The organism is Micromonospora sp. NPDC004336, assembly GCF_053602615.1.
This window is the reverse complement of the sequence record NZ_JBSGDY010000160.1, coordinates 1-14689: the sequence shown is the minus strand read 5'-3', so window position 1 is coordinate 14689 and position 14689 is coordinate 1. Positions and strand designations below refer to the sequence as shown.

Genomic DNA, 14689 nt, shown 5'->3' with positions numbered 1-14689 from the left:
GCCGGTAGGCTCGGCGTCGTGGCCGCGACGATGACCGGGGAGCCAGGCTCCCGGCAGACCCGCCGGGGTCTGGTCCACGCACTGGTCGAGCGTTTCGGCCATCTTGTCCGCGAGTTGAGCAAGTTCGCCACCGTGGGCGGCATCGCCTTCCTGATCGACTTCGCGCTCTTCAACTACCTGACGAGCGTGCGGGGCGTCGAGCAGGTGACCGCGAAGACCGTCTCCACGCTCGTCGCGGCGACCGTCGCGTTCGTCGGCAACCGGTTCTGGACGTGGCGGCACCGCAAGCGCTCCAACCCCGCGCGCGAGTACGCGCTGTTCTTCTTCTTCAACGGGGTGGGCCTGGGCATCGCCGTGGCCTGCCTGGCGATCAGCCGCTACGGCCTGGGCAGCATCTGGCCCGGGGTGTTCCAGACCCCGCTGGCCGACAACATCGCGAGCTACGTCGTCGGCACGGGGCTCGGCACGCTGTTCCGATTCTGGTCCTACCGACGGTTCGTCTTCGTGGAAGCGGGAACCCCACCCGTTCCGGAAGTGAAGCACGACCGAGACCACGGGGCGTGACCTGCCGCCCACCTCGTCCGGCCGGAGCCTGCCGGCCCCGCCCACTGCCCTAAGGTGTTTCGCATGCGTCTTGTCCGTCTGCTGCCTGAGCGCTGGCAGAAGTTCATCCACGAGGCGCTCAAATTCGGGATCGTCGGTGGCGTCAACACCGTCATCAATTACGCGGTGTTCAATGCGCTGGCACTGACCGTTTTTGTCGACGGTCAACTGAAGGCCACGGTCATCGCCACCGTCGTGGCGACCATCACGTCCTATCTGATGAATCGTCACTGGACGTACCGTGACCGCCCGAAATCGGCGATGCGTCGCGAATACGCCCTGTTCTTCCTCTTCAACGGCGCCGGCCTGCTCATCGAGCTGGGCGTGCTCGCCGCCGCCAAGTACGGCCTGGGCATGACCAGCCTGCTGGCCCTGAACGTGGCGAAGACCGCCGGCGTGCTGCTCGCGACGCTCTTCCGCTTCTGGTCCTACCGGACGTTCGTCTTCCAGCCGGCGCCGGCCCACGCCGCCGAGACGTGGCACAGCATCCCGCGCGACGAGTGGGACACGATGGCCGAGATGGACCCGGTGGCCGAGCTGGCCGAATCCATCTCCGAGCTGGAGGAGGCCGAGCCGCCGCCGGGCGGCGAACGGCGCGGCCCGGCGCACGCGCCGGCGACCGGCCAGGGCGCCCCGCTCCAGGGCCGCCCCACGCCGCTCGACGCCGCCATCGGCAGTTCCCTCGACCGGGAGCTGGAGGCCGAGCTGGCCGCCGAGCTCCAGGCCAGCACCCGCCGCACCCCGCGCCGCTGACCCGCCGCCACGATCAGGCGGTGGGGTCGCGCAGCGGCTTCCCCTCGTTCATGTCCGCCAGGATGTCGCGCATCTCGTCCTCGCCGAGCGAGTGCTTGTCGTGGTGCGCCTCGACCAGCTCGTAGAGCTTCGTCTGCACCTGGCCGACCCGCGGCACGTCGTGCAGGACGGACTGCCCGCGCTCGCCGGCCGACTCGATCGTCAGCGTGCCGCAGCCGAGCAGCCGCTCGACGAAGCGCTGGTTCATCGCGTGGTCGTTGACTCGGGTCAGCGGGATGTCCCGCCGGTCCCGGGAGAGCACCCCCTGCTGGAGCAGCACCCGCTCGTTGGTGAACAGGTAGTGGGTGGTCCGCCAGACCAGGAACGGCCAGAGCGCCAGCCAGAGCACCGCGATCAGGGCCAGGCCGCCGACGACGGCGAGCGCGATCGAGCCGCCCCCGCCGGAGGGCAGCAGCGCCACGCCGGCGACCAGCGCCGCGACGGCGAGCACCAGCACCGCCACCGGACGGATCAGCGCCTTCCAGTGCGGGTGCAGGTGCAGCACGACGTGCTCGTCCTCGGTGAGCACGTCCTCCGGAAATGCCACACGAACCTCCTCGCGTCCACGATGTCGGCGATGACGCTAACGGCTCCCGGCGTCCCGCCGCCTCCGCCACAAGGCCCGTGTCGCGAGAACGTTGCGTCGCCGGCCGCCGCGGGCCGCCGCCGGCCCGACTGGGAGCCCGCACCGGCCGGCGCGCGCCCCGACCCGGCCCGGGACGCGAAGCGCGCCGCGCGCCCCGACCGCAACGCGCGAGCCGGCGCGAGTTGTTGTATGTGCATGTAGGCTGTTTGGGCGGGCGCCTTACAACCCCGACCCGCCCGCCGGGAACGAAGGAGGGCAGATGGCCACCGCAGCCCGCACCGACGGCGCACACGCCACGGCCGCGTCCGACGCCGCGAGGTGGGACCAGCTCACCGCCCTGCACGCCCACGTCGAGCACCGGCTCGCCACCGCGTTGCAGCGCGCGCACGGGCTGGGCCTGTCGGAGTACCGTGCCCTCGCCCACCTCGTCGAGGCGCCGGACGGCGAGCTGCGCATGCAGGACCTGGCCGCCCGGATCGGCCTCAACCAGAGCTCCGTGACCCGGCTGGTCGGGCGGCTGATCTCGGCGGGCTTCGCGTACCGGGACCTCTGCCCAGACGACCGGCGCGGCATCTACACGGTCGTCAGCGACGCCGGCCGCGCCCGCCACCACCAGGCGCGCGGCACGTACGAGCAGACGCTCACCGACGCGCTGGAGGAGACGGCGCGGTCGTCCGGGCCGCAGGCCGCCCTCGTCGCCGCGCTCCGGGCGGCCGGCTGACCTCGGGCGGCGCCCCGGACGGGGCGGCGCGGAACTATCGCAGGTGCAGGACGTCGCCGGCGGCCACCCGGTGCTCGCCGTCCGGCGCCCGCACCACCAGCCGCCCGTCCGGGTCGACCCCGGTCGCCGTGCCGACCAGCTCGCCGCCGCCGGGCAGCAGCACCCGCGCCCGCCGCCCCACCGTGTCGCACGACCGCAGGTACGCCTCGTGCAGCCCGCACTCCCGCACGTCCGCCCCGGCCGTGCGCCACCGGTCGTACCAGTCGGCGAGCGCGCGCAGCAGGGCCCGCAGCAGCGGATCCCGGTCGGTGGCGGACGCGCCGGCCAGTTGCAGCGAGGTGGCCGGCAGCCCACCCGGGTTCTCCGGCAACTCGTGGGCGCGCAGCGTCACGTTGAGGCCGATGCCGAGCACGACGGCCGGCGGCTGACCCGGCTCCGCCGCCGGCACCGCCTCGGCGAGGATCCCCCCGCACTTGCGTCCGTCGACGAGCAGGTCGTTCGGCCACTTGAGCCCCGCGTCCACCTCGGCCAGCCGGGTCACCGCCTCGACCAGCGCGACGCCGGCGAGCAGCGGCAGCCAGCCGTACCCGGTGGGCGACGCCGGCGGCCAGCCACGGTCGGCGACGGCCTCGCCGGGCCGCAGCAGCACGCTGGTCGCGATGCCCGCCCGGGCCGGCGACTGCCAGACCCGCCCGCGCCGGCCGCGCCCGGCGGTCTGCCGCTCGGCCACCACGACGAGGCCCTCCGGCTCGCCGGCCCGCGCCGCCTCGGCCGCGTCGGCGTTCGTGGAGCCGGTCTCGGCGCGCAACTCCAGCCGGGCCCACGGCCCGTGCGGGGCGACCAGCGCGCGCCCCAGCCGCGCCGCCGACAGCGGCGGGCGGTCCAGATCGGTGTACGGCGAGCCCGGCATCCCGCCAGCCTACGGTCCGACGGGCGGACGCCTCACGGGCGCCGCCGCACCGGCTGAGGCGAACTGCACAACGGCGGCGGCCTGAACCATCGTTATATTCCCAGGGTGACTACCGAGACCGGGATCGACATCCACAGCACCGCGGGCAAGCTGGCTGACCTGGAGCGGCGGGTCGACGAGGCGGTGCACGCCGGGTCGGCGCGCGCGGTCGAGAAGCAGCACGCGAGGGGCAAGAAGACCGCGCGGGAGCGGATCGAGCTGCTGCTCGACGAGGGCTCCTTCGTCGAGCTGGACGAACTGGCCCGGCACCGGTCCACCAACTTCGGGCTGGACCGGACCCGCCCGTACGGCGACGGGGTCATCACCGGCTACGGCACCATCGACGGCCGGCAGGTCTGCGTCTTCGCGCAGGACTTCACCGTCTTCGGCGGTTCCCTCGGCGAGGTCTTCGGCGAGAAGATCGTCAAGGTGATGGACCTGGCCATGAAGATCGGCTGCCCGGTCATCGGCATCAACGACTCGGGCGGCGCCCGGATCCAGGAGGGCGTGGCCTCGCTCGGCCTCTACGGCGAGATCTTCTTCCGCAACGTCCGGGCCAGCGGCGTCATCCCGCAGATCTCCCTGATCATGGGCCCGTGCGCCGGCGGCGCGGTCTACTCGCCCGCGGTCACCGACTTCACCGTCATGGTCGACCAGACCTCGCACATGTTCATCACCGGCCCCGACGTGATCAAGACGGTCACCGGCGAGGACGTGGCGATGGAGGAGCTGGGCGGCGCCCGCACGCACAACTCCCGCAGCGGCAACGCGCACTACCTCGCCAGCGACGAGGAGGACGCGATCGACTACGTCAAGGCGCTGCTGTCGTACCTGCCGTCGAACAACCTCGACGAGCCGGTGGTCCACGAGGCCCCGGCCGACCTCTCCGTGACGGATGAGGACCGGGAGCTGGACACCCTGATCCCCGACTCGGCCAACCAGCCGTACGACATGCACCGGGTGATCGAGCACGTCCTCGACGACGGCGAGTTCCTGGAGGTCCAGCCGCTCTACGCGCAGAACCTCGTCATCGGCTACGGCCGGGTCGAGGGGCGTCCGGTCGGCGTGGTCGCCAACCAGCCGATGCACTTCGCCGGCACCCTCGACATCGCCGCCTCCGAGAAGGCCGCCCGGTTCGTGCGCACCTGCGACGCGTTCAACATCCCGGTGCTGACCTTCGTGGACGTTCCCGGCTTCCTGCCCGGCACCGGGCAGGAGTGGGACGGCATCATCCGCCGGGGCGCCAAGCTCATCTACGCGTACGCCGAGGCCACCGTCCCGAAGGTCACCGTCATCACCCGCAAGGCCTACGGCGGGGCGTACGACGTGATGGGCTCCAAGCACCTCGGCGCGGACCTGAACTTCGCCTGGCCGACGGCACAGATCGCCGTGATGGGCGCGCAGGGCGCGGTGAACATCCTCTACCGGCAGGAACTGGCCGCCGCCGAGGACCCGGCCGCCGTGCGGGCCGAGAAGATCACCGAGTACGAGGACACCCTCGCCAACCCGTACATCGCGGCCGAGCGCGGCTACGTCGACAGCGTCATCCCGCCGCACGAGACCCGCGCGCAGATCGTCCGTGCCCTGCGGGTGCTGCGCACCAAGCGGGAGACCCTCCCGCCGAAGAAGCACGGCAACATCCCACTCTGACCCCGTCCGGCCCGAAGGCCCGCGCGGTCCGTGCCCGCCCGGCACGGGCCGCGCGCGGTCCCGGCCTGTCCCCGCCCAGGCCGCGCGCGATCCCGGCCTGCCCGGGCACGGGGGTCCGGGCCTGCCCGGGCACGGGCCAGGCACGGTCCGGGCCTGCCCGGGCACGGGCCGCGCACGGTCCCGGCCTGCCCCGGGCACGGGCCGCGCACGGTCCCGGCCTGCCCGGGCACGGGCAGCGCGCGGTGCCGGCGCGCCTCGCACGGGCCGCCCCGCGCGGGCCGCGCGGACGAGGCCGTGGCGCGGGTCAGCAGCGGGGGTTGGCGACGGCGCACATGCGGGTGGCGGCCACCGTGGCGAGGCGCCGCAGTTCGGCCTCGCCCCCGCCGTCGCCGTCGCCGTCGCCGAGGCTGACAACCGTGACCAGGTCACCGACCCGCACCACCGCCGTGCTCCTCGGGGTCGGGGCGTCCCCCACCTCCCGTCCCGTGACCAGGTGCCGGGGCGGCGACACGGTGTGCCGCAGCAGGGCGGCCTGCGAGCCGGCGAAGTCCCGTTCGACGACGTGCCACCGGTGCGTCGCCCCGGCCTCCTCGACGACCCGCCCCTGTCCGTCGGTCTGGCCGTGCCGCTGCCACGCCACGCACGGGGTCAACCGGCCGGCGAGGTCGTCCACGATCCCCGGGGCGGACGCGGGATGCACGCGGTACAGGTCCTGGGTGAGCAGCACGTCCCTGGGCTGCGGCAGGGCGCCCACCGGCCGGGCGCGCAGCAGGGTCTGCGACCGCGAGTAGCGCGACTCCACCCACTCGGCCCTGGTCCCCCGGTTCTCCAGGCAGGCCTCCAGCGTGACGTCGACCCGGACCCGCTCGCCGAGGCCGGCCTCGACCATCGGCGGCGCCGTCGGCACCGGCAGGTCCGCCGGCTGGAGCAGCGCCGCCGCGGGCACCTCGTACCCGCCGGGCTCCACGCCGCTCGACGCCGCCTCCGACGCCGGCGCCGGGCGCAGCCGGTCGCCGACGCCGACGGCGGCGCCCGAGACGAGGAACACGACGGCCGCCGCGGCCGCGGCCGTACGTCTGCTGCGTCGGCGGGCCCGGGAGCGGATCTCGTCGGGCTCCGGCCAGCGGACCTCGCTCAGGTCCCGGTGCAGCCGTTCGACGAACCTCGCGTCGTCACGCATCGGCGGCCTCCTCCAGGTCAGAGACGGCGAGCAGCCCGGCGAGCGCGGCGCGCCCCCGGGAGAGTCGGGCCTTGACCGTGCCCACGGGGGCGGCGGTCTGCCGGGCCACCTCGGCCACCGGCATGTCGGCCAGGTAGTACAGGGCGATCGCGGTGCGCTGTTCCTCCGGCAGCCGGCGCAGCGCGGCGACCACGTCGACCGTGTCGGGGTCCGGGCCGGGCAAGCTCTCGACGCCGCCGTGGCGCAGGTAGGCACGGGCCCGGCTGCGGAGGCTGCGCCAGCGGCTGACCGCGATCCGGCTGGCCACCACCCGCACCCACGCCTCCGGCTCCTCGTACGCGCTGACGGTCGACCAGCGCTGCCAGGCCCGCACGTACGCCTCCTGCACGGCGTCCTGCGCCTCGGCGAGGTCACCGGTGAGCACGTAGACGAAGCCCAGCAGCCGTTGTCGGCTGCCCCGGTAGAACTCGTCGAAGCCGTCGGCGTCCGGCACCTGCCACCTCCCCCGTGGTCGCAGGGGACACGCGCCGGCCGGTGCGACCGGTTGCCCATCATCGGCAGATTTTCTCCGGCTCGGCCGGTCGGAACCGGACGGGCTCAGGGGGTCAGGCCGGCGTCGGCGAGGATCGGACCGGCGAGCAGCAGCGCGCCGGCGGCGAGGGCGGCCAGGTTGGCCAGGGCGAAGAGCGTGACCCAGAAGAACGCGGGCAGCGGGGTGAGCCCGGCGAGCTGGTCGGCGTCGGACGCGGGCATCCGGCCCCGGGACCGCAGCCGCTGCAGCTCCACCACCGGCCGTACGCCGCCGAGCAGCAGGAACCACACCCCGGTGTACGCGAACGCCGCCTGCACCTGCGGCGTGGCGTACCACGAGACGGCGAGCACCGCCCCGCCGGTGACCAGCAGTGACAGCACGCCGTACGCGTTGCGGACCAGCATCAGCATGGCGAGCAGCAGCGCCACGGCGACCCAGAGCAGCAGGGTGATCCGGTTGCCGCCGAGCAGCCACGCGCCGGCCAGCCCGACCAGCGGCGGGGCGACGTAGCCGGCGAGAAGCGTCAGGATCATCCCCGGGCCGGTGGGCCGGCCGGCGGAGAGGGTCAGGCCCGAGGTGTCCGAGTGCAGCCGGATGCCGTGCAGCCGGCGGCCGGTGAGCAGGGCGACGAGCGCGTGGCCGCCCTCGTGGGCGATGGTGATCGCGTTGCGGGCGATCCGCCAGGGCAGCCGGGTGGAGACGACCAGCAGCGCGACGGCGGCGGTCAGCAGGACCAGCAGCGGCGGCGGGTCCGGCTGCGCGCCGAACAGCTTGTCCCACAGGTCGCCCAGCCCGTCGATCGACACCATGGGGCGCGAGCCTACCGGCCGGACCCGTGTCGTTGGGCGGCCGTCGACTCGTATCGTGTGAAGCTGACCGGGCGGCGATCGGAGCGGGAGGTGGACGCCGATGAGCGCGGCACCCCTGGAGCACCACGTCGGCCTCTGGACGGAGGCCGACTACTTCGCCATGGGCGAGACCCCCCACCGGATCGAGTTGCTCGACGGGAGCCTGATCGTGAGCCCTGCCCCGAGCAAGAGGCACCAGCGGGTGTCGCGGCTGCTGGCCAACAGCCTCGACGCCGCGACAGGGGCCCTCGCGGTGTTCGAGGCGGTCAACGTGCGGCTCGGCGTCGACCGCATCGTCATCCCCGACGTGGTGGTGGCCGACACCGACGACGAGGGCACCGTGGTCGAGGCGGGCGAGGTGGTCCTCGTCTGCGAGATCGTCTCGCCGGGGAACGCGGCCGCCGACCGACTGGTCAAGATGCAGCTCTACGCCATCGCCCGGATCCCCTGGTATCTGCTGGTCGAGCAGGACGGGCCGACCCACTCGCTGCGGCTGTTCCGGCTGGACGGCGCCCACTACGTCGAGGACCGGGTCGCCAAGGCGGGCGAGGAGTTCAGCCTGGCCGAGCCGTTCCGCTGGCGTCTCGATCCCGCGTCGCTGCGCTGACCCGGCACCCGGCCTCTTGTAGGTATCTTTTAGCACCCCTTGCGATCGAGGGCAGTTACCTCCAAAGATGGATGTCAATCAATCGGCGTCTTTGGAGGCATCCATGACCCGTACCGGAACATCCCTGCGGCGGCTGCTCGCCACCGGCCTCGCCACCGTCGCCACCGCCGCGGCGGCCCTCGTCGCGACCGCGACCCCGGCGACGGCCGCGACCACGCCCGGCATCGACGTCTCGCACTACCAGGGCGCGATCAACTGGACGAGCGTCCGCAACGCGGGCATCCAGTTCGCCTTCATCAAGGCCACCGAGGGGACCAGCTACAAGGACCCGAGGTTCAACACGAACTACGTGGCCGCCTACAACGCCGGCGTCATCCGCGGGGCCTACCACTTCGCCCGGCCCAACATCTCCTCCGGGGCGACCCAGGCCAACTACCTGGCCTCCAACGGCGGCGCCTGGTCGGCCGACAGCCGCACCCTCCCCGCCGCGCTGGACCTGGAGGGCAACCCGTACGCCGGCGGCTACTGCTACGGCCTGAGCACCACCGGCATGCGCAACTGGGTCCAGGACTTCCTCAACACCTACCGCGCCCGCACCGGCCGCTACGCGGTCATCTACACCACGACGAGCTGGTGGAACCAGTGCACCGGCAGCTGGACCGCGCCGTGGGCTAACCACCCGCTCTGGGTCGCCCGCTGGTCGAGCACCGTCGGCACCCTGCCGGCCGGCGCGCCGTTCTGGAGCTTCTGGCAGTACACCGACCGGGGCAGCGTCGCGGGGATCAGCGGCGCCGTCGACCGCAACTACTGGAACGGCGACCGCAGCCGGCTGATCGCGCTGGCCAACAACACCTGAGGCCGAGCCCGGGGAGGCGCTTGGCGGCAGCGGGATCGGCTGTCACCGTACGGTCGACAACTGGTCCGGCTGCCGCCACGCCGCCGTCGTGAGCGTCAGGCCCGCCGTCGGGTTGCCACCGGCACCGTCACCGCGTTGTCGCGGGCGAGCCCGCCCCGGCGCGCGAACCGCCGGGCGGCCACTGCGACGAGGGTGACGGTGACGACGCTGAGCAGTGCGAAGAGCACCGGCAGGCCGACGGCGGTGAGCAGCAGGACGATGTCGCCGAGGGCCACGAGCATCCACAGTGCCACCCGGGGCCGGGCATCCTTCCGTCGGTAACCCATGTCGTGCCTCCTTCCGTCGTACGGAGGAGATACCCCGTACGGCGGAAGGCCATGCGAATCAATCTCGCTGCGGCACGAATCCCGCGGCCCGGTCCCGGCGGTCGGGCTCGATCAGCCCTGGCGGTGGGGCGGATCGGTCCCGGCGGTCGGGCTCGATCAGTCCTGGCGGTCGGGCACGAACTCCCGGGCGATCATGTCGAAGTACTGGAGGTTCGCGGCCCAGTCCTTGTCCGCAACCTCCCACCGGATGGCGAAGCCTCGGTTGCTGGCGGTCACGAAGCCTCGGTTTCGGACGCGGATCCGCGTGCCGTCCCGGGTCTCCCGCCAGTCCCAGTCCGCGCAGGTCTTCCAGAAGCCGCTGACCGGCCGGATGTCGATGTACTCGTAGTCGTTGACGAGCCGCCTGCGGTCCGGCTCGATCGCCCGCCACGCGGCGGCGGCGTCCTTCTGCGGACTGTTCGTCCGGTCGATCACCAACTCGCGGACGCCGTTCGGCTCCTCGTACTTCACCCAGGTGCCGCCGGCGCTCCGCCGCCACCCGTCCGGAACAGGGACCGAGAACCCGACGGGATCCTTGACCAGCTTCCAGCCGGCCGGCAGCCCCGCCGAGGGGCTGGCCGACGGCGTCGGGCTCGGTGCCGCGCTCGTCGGCGGGGCCGGCGCGGAGGACTGCGGCGGGGCCTGCGAGGCGGCGGTGGTCGGATCGGCCTGCGGGGTGCCGCCGCCCTCCTCGCCGTCGCCGCTCGTCAGCAACGGCACGGCCAGCACCAGGCCGAGCAGCAGGAGCGCCACCAGGGCCCCGATCAGCACGTTGCGCCGGGTGTTGTTCGGCTTCGTGCCGTCGCCGGGCACCACCGTGGCCCGGCCGGACGGCGGGCTCACCGGCGCGGGCATCACCGAGGTGGGGGTCACCGGCCGGGCCGGCGCGGGGCTCACCGGCGCGGTGTCACCGGCCGTCGGCTCGGGCGCATCGACCTTCGCCGTCGGCGCGGTGTCGGAGGTGGACGACTCGACCTTGGCGGTCGGCGCGAGGTCCGAGGAGTCGGTGGCGGACGCGCCCTCCGCCACCGCCGGGACGGCGGCCGTCGCGGCGGCCTCCTGCCGGGCGCGCGGCACCGGCGGGCTGACCGGCGTGGCGGGCCGCGCCTCGGCCGGCCGCGGCGCCGGCACCAGCGGCGGGCGCGGCTCGCGCGGACCGTTCGGCCCGGGCCGGCGTACGCCGTCGAGCAGCGGAATGGTGCGCGTCCGCTTGCCGCCGGCGCGGCGCAGCAGCTTCTCCGCCACCTCGGCGGTGATCCGCTCGTTCGGGTCCTTGCGCAGCAAACCGTTGAGCACCGGCTTGAGCGGGCCGGCGTTCTTCGGCGGCGGGGGCGCCTCCGTGGCGAGCGCCGCAAGGGTGGCGATCGCCGACGGCCGGGCGTACGGCGACTTGCCCTCGACCGCGGCGTAGAGGGTGGCGCCCAGCGACCAGAGGTCGGCTTCGGGCCCGGCGGTGCCGTCGCGGGCCCGCTCCGGCGCGATGTACGCGGGCGAGCCGAGCACCATGCCCGTGCGGGTCACGTTCGGGTCGCCGGGGATCGTGGCCAGACCGAAATCGGTCAGCACCACCCGGCCGTCGTCGCCGAGCAGCACGTTGCCCGGCTTGACGTCGCGGTGCATCACGCCGGCCTTGTGCGCCGCCTTCAACGCGCCCAGCACGCCGAGCCCGATCTCGACCGCGCGCGCCGACGACACCGGGCCGTCCTCGGCGAGAGTGTCCTGCAACGACTTCGACGGCACGTACTCCATGACGATCCACGGGTCGCCGTCGGTGCGCAGCACGTCGAAGATGCGGACCACGTTGATGTGGTTGAGCCGGGCGATGGCACGGGCCTCGCGCAGCGAGCGCTCCCGCATCTCGCGGCGCTCGTCGTCGGTGAGACTGGGCGGCGGGACCAGCTCCTTGATGGCCACGTCCCGGTGCAGCACCTCGTCGCGCGCCTTCCAGACCCGCCCCATGCCACCCTGACCGAGCGGCGAGAGGAGCCGGTATCGGTCAGCGACGAGTTGGGGCAGCGCGTTAGACATCGCCCAGACGGTACCCGGCGGGCACGACGCTCACACCGCCGGCACGCCACTGTGCGGTTCGGGTCGGCCTCCGCGCCGCGTACGCTGACGCCATGTCTGCCGAAGAGCCGCTGTTCCGGGTCGTCCGCGGGGTGCCCACCGCCGAGGAGCTGGCCGCGTTGGTGGGCGCCATCGTCGTCCGGTCCCGTCCGGCCCCCGTACCCCCGCCGGTCGCCGCGTCCGCGTGGTCGCGCAGCGGCCGTCCGGCCGCCGCGGCTCCCCTGGCCGGGCCGGGCGCCTGGCGGGCCTCGGGCCTGCCCCGCTGACCCTTTCCGGTCCGGTCGGCGCGGTTCGCTGCCCGTGCCCGTCCGCCGGACCGGCTCCGTGTGTGGGGTCGGGGCTGCCGACATCGCCGGGGACCCATTAACCTCACTCAGGGAAACGGCGCAGTGACGGGTAGGGAGGACCGATGATCCCCGAGGAGGACCGCCCGGCGTCCTGGCTTCGCGGTTACGGCGGCATCGAGGCCGACATCCGCCAGCTACGCGAGTTCGCCGACAAGCTCCAGGCCGAGGTGGAACGCAACTACGCCCCCCACCTGTCCTACATCGCCGAGGACATGAAGGCTCCGGTGCCCAACCCGGCCGACGCCTTTGTCGAGCTGGTCGACTTCCTGCGTGCGCACCACGAGACCCAGCAGGCCACCGCCGACATCGTCTGGGGCGTGCGCGACGCCACCGGCCACCTGGCCGTCGCCGCCGGCACGGTCGCCAGCCGCTACACCGGGTCCGACGCCTTCTCCTCCGCGCGGGTGCACGACGTCGAGCGGGCCCTCGCCAACCCGGTCGCCGCCGCGCCGCGCGGCCCGTCGCCGGTGCTGCGCGACCCCACCGGGCCGGAGCCTGTGCCCGGGCAGGGCCCGGTGGTGCTGCCGTGATCGAGCGGGGCAGCGGCCGCACGTCCGGCCTGACCGACTGGCGCCTGATGGACGTGGCCAGCATGTGGGCCTGCCTTCAGGACCACGACACCACCAACCACTGGAAGCAGGTCGCCGGCTGGCGCAAGGTCTGCGACCTCGCCCGCGCCCACCTGAGCCGCCTCCAGGAATACCGCAAAGGGCTGGCCGAAGCCTGGCCCCCGGAGACCAACGAGGCCGCCCGGGCGTACGTCCGCGAGCTCGACGAGCTGATCGACAAGGTGCAGCGCACGCACGACGCCGCCAGCGCCAACTACACGGCACTCTCCGCCGCCACCCAGGCCATCAGCGCCACTCGGGCCGAACTCAAGAAGATCTACGAGACGTACGCGGTCAAGGTCCAGGAGAAGCGGACGTACGAAGCGACGCTGGCGGACCCGAAGGCGGCCATGGGCAGTCGGGTCCCCGATCGGCCGGTGACGGACGCGGACCTGGAGCGGCTCAACGTCCAGGCGCGCGGCATCATGTACGGCCTCAGCGGCGAACTCCAGCACGCCCAGGTAATGCTCCAAAAACCTCCTCCGGTAAGGCCAGGCCGGTCTCCGGGGGACCCGGATGCCTACGGAAGCCCGTCCGCTGCTCCGGTGATCCCGCCGATCGTTCCGCTCCCAGTCGCGACGTCCACCGCGGCACCGTCGGTCAATGGACCCATGAAGCCCGTTCAGCCAGTTGAAAAACCCACCGCGCCAAACATCGGGCCCGTGCTCGGCGGAGCGGGTACCGGGTTAGCACCGCCACCCGCAAATCCGGGGCTACCAGCTACCACGCCCTCCACGACGCCATCAAATCCGCCTCTGGGCGCAGGAGCGATGCCCCGGTTGCCCACAGGAACAAGCCGACCCGGGGCTACTGGCCCATTCGGCAGGCCCGTTCCCGGAGGCGTCGGCAGCCCTGCGCACTCAACGCCGCCTGCTGCCGGACGGCCCATGCCGCCGGGCGGGCTCATCGGAGGAACACCTGGTATGGGGCTTAGCCAGCCCGGCGGGAGCAGTAACCAGCCACGGCGCGTAAATCCGATCGGAGGCTTGATCGGTGGCGGCGGCGCAGGCACCGCGCCGACGGGCGGCGCTGGTTCTCGCCCCGGCGGAGGTCGCTTCGGTATCGGACAAAGCATGCCTCCAATCGGCGGCCCAGCAGGTAGCCAAACGGGGCTCAGCGGCGCGAGCGGAGTGTCCTGCCAACCGAAGCGCCGGGAACGAAACGCCGAGGAGTCACGCCACTGGGATCCAGACCGCCCGTGGGAGACGGATCAGGGCGTGGCTCCCGTCGTTCGCCCGCCTGAAGAGGAAGGCCCTATTGATCCTGGGCCAGCTATCGGCCTCCCTAGATGAAGCTTGCCGCCATTTGCCGCATGTCTGCACTGCTGGTTGTAGTGGCGACATTGTCACCTCCTCAGCCAACTGCCGCCTCGACTCTCCGCCCTACGTCATTACAGCCCAATGGGACCAACCGAGTCCGAAGTGATCAGTGGCATCTGCGCTACCTAAACACCCAGGCGGCACACCGAATCAGCCAAGGCGACGGAGTTACGGTTGCCGTCCCAGACACTGGCGTTGATCCTCACCCTGATTTACGCACAAATCTCCTCAAGGGCATCGACATCATTCCGGGCGGGAGCGGAAACGGCAACCAAGATCGAGATAGCCATGGCACTGGCATGGCTGGCCTAATTGCCGCTCATGGCCAAGCCAATGGAATTGGCGCGCTTGGCATCGCCCCGAAAGCCAAAATCCTCCCGATCTATGACACGCCAGCAGGAGGCGACGGGCATCCCGATGCCCTGGCTCAGAGTATTGAATATGCAATATCCAACGGAGCTGCGATTATCAGCGTTTCCAGCGTGGGCAGCACAAGTTCTCGCCTTGACCGAGCCGTACACACGGCAATAGCGTCGAACATCGTTGTTATAGCAGCGGCGGGAAACAGACCAGACGATAGCGGCGTCGGCTACCCAGCATCCGTCGAAGGTGTAATTGCAGTCGGGGGGGTGGATCACCAGGGCGAACGGGCAGCAGTA

The 14689-nt window shown here is 72.6% G+C and carries 17 protein-coding genes; 10 read left to right on the top strand and 7 right to left on the bottom strand.

Features of this window, described 5'->3' with window-relative positions; genetic code table 11:
• The first annotated feature begins 30 nt into the window (after nucleotides 1-30).
• Nucleotides 31-564, top strand: a complete 534-nt coding sequence (locus ACWENR_RS25090) for a GtrA family protein (RefSeq protein ID WP_452279419.1) — start codon at nucleotides 31-33, stop codon at nucleotides 562-564.
• Nucleotides 565-627: 63 nt separating this feature from the next.
• The gene (locus ACWENR_RS25085) at nucleotides 628-1356 is read left to right on the top strand and encodes a GtrA family protein (RefSeq protein ID WP_452279418.1); all 729 of its coding nucleotides are present in this window, start codon (nucleotides 628-630) and stop codon (nucleotides 1354-1356) included.
• Nucleotides 1357-1369: 13 nt separating this feature from the next.
• Here ACWENR_RS25085 and ACWENR_RS25080 read toward each other — a convergent pair whose 3' ends face one another.
• Nucleotides 1370-1942: a PH domain-containing protein gene (locus tag ACWENR_RS25080; RefSeq protein ID WP_452279417.1), complete on the bottom strand. Its 573-nt coding sequence runs from the start codon at nucleotides 1940-1942 to the stop codon at nucleotides 1370-1372.
• A gap of 298 nt (nucleotides 1943-2240) precedes the next feature.
• Here ACWENR_RS25080 and ACWENR_RS25075 point away from each other — a divergent pair, with 298 nt between their 5' ends.
• Nucleotides 2241-2702 carry a MarR family winged helix-turn-helix transcriptional regulator gene (locus tag ACWENR_RS25075; RefSeq protein ID WP_452279416.1) on the top strand — a complete coding sequence of 154 codons (462 nt, stop codon included), beginning with the start codon at nucleotides 2241-2243 and terminating at the stop codon, nucleotides 2700-2702.
• 34 nt (nucleotides 2703-2736) lie between these two features.
• On the opposite strand, the gene ACWENR_RS25070 is transcribed toward ACWENR_RS25075, so the two are convergent.
• A complete protein-coding gene (locus ACWENR_RS25070; RefSeq protein ID WP_452279415.1) occupies nucleotides 2737-3612 on the bottom strand; it encodes a biotin--[acetyl-CoA-carboxylase] ligase in 876 nt (291 codons plus the stop codon).
• Between the two features lie 105 nt (nucleotides 3613-3717).
• On the opposite strand from ACWENR_RS25070, the gene ACWENR_RS25065 reads away from it, so the two are divergent.
• The gene (locus tag ACWENR_RS25065) at nucleotides 3718-5301 is read left to right on the top strand and encodes an acyl-CoA carboxylase subunit beta (protein WP_452279414.1); all 1584 of its coding nucleotides are present in this window, start codon (nucleotides 3718-3720) and stop codon (nucleotides 5299-5301) included.
• 304 nt (nucleotides 5302-5605) lie between these two features.
• Here ACWENR_RS25065 and ACWENR_RS25060 read toward each other — a convergent pair whose 3' ends face one another.
• From ACWENR_RS25060 to ACWENR_RS25050, 3 genes are all read right to left on the bottom strand, one after another.
• Nucleotides 5606-6481, bottom strand: a complete 876-nt coding sequence (locus tag ACWENR_RS25060; RefSeq protein WP_452279413.1) for a hypothetical protein — start codon at nucleotides 6479-6481, stop codon at nucleotides 5606-5608.
• Nucleotides 6474-6974 (bottom strand): SigE family RNA polymerase sigma factor, encoded by a 501-nt coding sequence (locus ACWENR_RS25055; RefSeq protein ID WP_452279412.1) that lies wholly within the window; start codon nucleotides 6972-6974, stop codon nucleotides 6474-6476. Before ACWENR_RS25055 ends, ACWENR_RS25060 begins: the two co-directional genes overlap by 8 nt.
• Before the next feature lie 104 nt (nucleotides 6975-7078).
• The gene (locus ACWENR_RS25050) at nucleotides 7079-7822 is read right to left on the bottom strand and encodes a M50 family metallopeptidase (RefSeq protein WP_452279411.1); all 744 of its coding nucleotides are present in this window, start codon (nucleotides 7820-7822) and stop codon (nucleotides 7079-7081) included.
• A gap of 100 nt (nucleotides 7823-7922) precedes the next feature.
• On the opposite strand from ACWENR_RS25050, the gene ACWENR_RS25045 reads away from it, so the two are divergent.
• Both ACWENR_RS25045 and ACWENR_RS25040 read left to right on the top strand, forming a co-directional pair.
• The gene (locus ACWENR_RS25045) at nucleotides 7923-8468 is read left to right on the top strand and encodes a Uma2 family endonuclease (protein WP_452279410.1); all 546 of its coding nucleotides are present in this window, start codon (nucleotides 7923-7925) and stop codon (nucleotides 8466-8468) included.
• Nucleotides 8469-8571: 103 nt separating this feature from the next.
• Nucleotides 8572-9324 (top strand): GH25 family lysozyme, encoded by a 753-nt coding sequence (locus tag ACWENR_RS25040; protein WP_452279409.1) that lies wholly within the window; start codon nucleotides 8572-8574, stop codon nucleotides 9322-9324.
• A 95-nt stretch (nucleotides 9325-9419) separates the two neighbouring features.
• On the opposite strand, the gene ACWENR_RS25035 is transcribed toward ACWENR_RS25040, so the two are convergent.
• Both ACWENR_RS25035 and ACWENR_RS25030 read right to left on the bottom strand, forming a co-directional pair.
• On the bottom strand, nucleotides 9420-9650 hold the full coding sequence (locus ACWENR_RS25035; RefSeq protein ID WP_452279408.1) for a hypothetical protein: 231 nt from the start codon (nucleotides 9648-9650) through the stop codon (nucleotides 9420-9422).
• Between the two features lie 156 nt (nucleotides 9651-9806).
• On the bottom strand, nucleotides 9807-11717 hold the full coding sequence (locus ACWENR_RS25030; protein ID WP_452279407.1) for a protein kinase domain-containing protein: 1911 nt from the start codon (nucleotides 11715-11717) through the stop codon (nucleotides 9807-9809).
• 92 nt (nucleotides 11718-11809) lie between these two features.
• Here ACWENR_RS25030 and ACWENR_RS25025 point away from each other — a divergent pair, with 92 nt between their 5' ends.
• The 4 genes from ACWENR_RS25025 to ACWENR_RS25010 all read left to right on the top strand — a co-directional run.
• Nucleotides 11810-12022, top strand: a complete 213-nt coding sequence (locus tag ACWENR_RS25025; protein WP_452279406.1) for an acyl-CoA carboxylase epsilon subunit — start codon at nucleotides 11810-11812, stop codon at nucleotides 12020-12022.
• Between the two features lie 143 nt (nucleotides 12023-12165).
• Nucleotides 12166-12633 carry a hypothetical protein gene (locus tag ACWENR_RS25020; RefSeq protein WP_452279405.1) on the top strand — a complete coding sequence of 156 codons (468 nt, stop codon included), beginning with the start codon at nucleotides 12166-12168 and terminating at the stop codon, nucleotides 12631-12633.
• Nucleotides 12630-14003 carry a hypothetical protein gene (locus ACWENR_RS25015; RefSeq protein ID WP_452279404.1) on the top strand — a complete coding sequence of 458 codons (1374 nt, stop codon included), beginning with the start codon at nucleotides 12630-12632 and terminating at the stop codon, nucleotides 14001-14003. Before ACWENR_RS25020 ends, ACWENR_RS25015 begins: the two co-directional genes overlap by 4 nt.
• A partial coding sequence (locus ACWENR_RS25010; RefSeq protein ID WP_452279403.1) for a S8 family serine peptidase occupies nucleotides 14000-14689 on the top strand: 690 nt, incomplete at its 3' end. The genes ACWENR_RS25015 and ACWENR_RS25010, both read left to right, overlap by 4 nt.

Bases quoted from the DNA above. Each gene is read 5' to 3' on its own strand.
- ACWENR_RS25030 (WP_452279407.1), bottom strand. From the start codon at position 11,717: ATGTCTAACGCGCTGCCCCAACTCGTCGCTGACCGATACCGGCTCCTC.
- ACWENR_RS25050 (WP_452279411.1), bottom strand. From the start codon at position 7,822: ATGGTGTCGATCGACGGGCTGGGCGACCTGTGGGACAAGCTGTTCGGC.
- ACWENR_RS25020 (WP_452279405.1), top strand. From the start codon at position 12,166: ATGATCCCCGAGGAGGACCGCCCGGCGTCCTGGCTTCGCGGTTACGGC.
- ACWENR_RS25045 (WP_452279410.1), top strand. From the start codon at position 7,923: ATGAGCGCGGCACCCCTGGAGCACCACGTCGGCCTCTGGACGGAGGCC.
- ACWENR_RS25025 (WP_452279406.1), top strand. From the start codon at position 11,810: ATGTCTGCCGAAGAGCCGCTGTTCCGGGTCGTCCGCGGGGTGCCCACC.
- ACWENR_RS25085 (WP_452279418.1), top strand. From the start codon at position 628: ATGCGTCTTGTCCGTCTGCTGCCTGAGCGCTGGCAGAAGTTCATCCAC.
- ACWENR_RS25060 (WP_452279413.1), bottom strand. From the start codon at position 6,481: ATGCGTGACGACGCGAGGTTCGTCGAACGGCTGCACCGGGACCTGAGC.
- ACWENR_RS25090 (WP_452279419.1), top strand. From the start codon at position 31: ATGACCGGGGAGCCAGGCTCCCGGCAGACCCGCCGGGGTCTGGTCCAC.
- ACWENR_RS25040 (WP_452279409.1), top strand. From the start codon at position 8,572: ATGACCCGTACCGGAACATCCCTGCGGCGGCTGCTCGCCACCGGCCTC.
- ACWENR_RS25035 (WP_452279408.1), bottom strand. From the start codon at position 9,650: ATGGGTTACCGACGGAAGGATGCCCGGCCCCGGGTGGCACTGTGGATG.
- ACWENR_RS25070 (WP_452279415.1), bottom strand. From the start codon at position 3,612: ATGCCGGGCTCGCCGTACACCGATCTGGACCGCCCGCCGCTGTCGGCG.
- ACWENR_RS25075 (WP_452279416.1), top strand. From the start codon at position 2,241: ATGGCCACCGCAGCCCGCACCGACGGCGCACACGCCACGGCCGCGTCC.